Here is a 1,458-nt window from a genome sequence, read left to right on the forward strand (position 1 = left end):
TGTCCTCTTCTTCGGCCTCTTCGGCCCGGACGGGCAGCCGCAGCATCATCGTCGGCTGCGGGCCGGCCGGAGCGTCGTCCGCCGCCTCCGACTCCGCTTCCTCCGACTCCGCCTCCTCCGACTCCGCCGGCTCCGGCTCCTCGGCGGGCGTCTCGGATTCCGGTACGTCCTCGTCCTGCGGAGTGGGACGGGGAGCGGTCAGGGCGGCGCTGGACTCGGGGAGGTCGGCGGGGAGGCGGAGGTCGGCGGTGCGGGTGTCCGCATCGCGGACGCGCAGGTGGACGGTGCTCTTGCCCGGAGTGCTCTCGCCGGATTCGCGCGGAGTCTCCTCGGTCTCGGCCGACCGCGCCTCGCCGTCTCGCCGCTCGCTCTGCGGGGACTCGCCCACGTAACCCACTCCTCCTCGTCCGCCCGGCACCGCCGGTCCGATCACACAAGCTGGTTTTTTTCGGGTGGGTTCTCGACCCGGCCCGGCACCTGTACAGTCTCCGGCACCGAGCCCGCGAAGGCCCGTCGCACCCCGCCCGACCGGCGGTTTTCGCGCCCCGTACGAGCTCCTGCCCGCTGGGACGCGGAGCCGTCGGACAGCGGTTCCAGCCTGCCTGGGCAAGGTCACGATTCGGAGGCGTACTCGACAAGCCTGTGTGAGAGGCGTCACCCTGTCATTCATCCACGCGGGGAGGCTTGGATGGGCAGAGGCCGTCGAACCATTCCTGAGGAGCTCTTGTTGCTCGCGCTGGACCCGGCCACGGGTACCACCGCGCAGCCGCAGACCCTCGACCTCGGACTTGCCGGGGCGCAGCTCGTCGAGCTGTCCCTGGCCGGAAGGATAGTCCCGGACGGGGACCGGATCGCCGTGGTGGTGCCACGGCCGACCGGTGACCCGACCCTTGACCACGCTTTGGAACTACTGCGCCGACGCGGCAGCCCGGTGCGCGCCGCGCACTGGATCGGCGGCCCGCGCCTGGGCCTGCGGCAGACGTACCTGGCGCACCTGGAGCGGTGCGGCATGGTGACGGCGGTGCCGGGCCAGGTGTGCGGGGTGCTTCCGACGACGCGCTACCAGGCGTCGGACGACTGCACCAACGCGGCGATCAAGCAGCGGCTGGACACGGCGATCCGCACCGGCGTGCCGCCGGACCCGCGGACGGCCGCGCTGGCGGCGCTGGCGCACGCGGTCGGCCTGGGCAAGCACCTGTACCCGGGCAACGAGGGGCGGTCCTCGCGCTCCCGGCTGCGGGACCTGATCAGGTACGACCCGCTGGGCGGGATGGTGGCCCACGCGGTGATGGACGTGCAGAACGGTCTGCCCGCCCAGCAGCAGCAGGGCAGGTCGGCGCCCGCGGGTTCGCGCGGTCCGGCCGGTCGTCCTGCCGCGGCCGGCCGCAGTGTGGCCAGTCGGGTGGGTGCGCGATGAGCGGCGCACGCCGTTAGCGTTCGGTTCGGCAGGAGGGCGGG

The 1,458-nt window shown here is 73.1% G+C and carries 2 protein-coding genes; one reads left to right on the forward strand and one right to left on the reverse strand.

Translation table 11 applies throughout. The annotated features are described in order from the left end of the window. Positions 1-388: hypothetical protein (locus ACFUEL_RS37140; RefSeq protein ID WP_380242226.1), on the reverse strand; the 388-nt coding region annotated here is incomplete at its 3' end. A gap of 300 nt (positions 389-688) precedes the next feature. Between ACFUEL_RS37140 and ACFUEL_RS37145 the strand changes: the two genes are divergently transcribed. Beyond that, entirely contained in the window at positions 689-1,417 is a 729-nt protein-coding gene (locus tag ACFUEL_RS37145) for a GPP34 family phosphoprotein (protein WP_285736124.1), read from the forward strand. The last annotated feature ends 41 nt before the right edge of the window (positions 1,418-1,458 follow it).

The sequence above is a fragment of the Kitasatospora sp. NPDC057198 genome (assembly GCF_042670125.1).
Lineage (GTDB): Bacteria > Actinomycetota > Actinomycetes > Streptomycetales > Streptomycetaceae > Kitasatospora.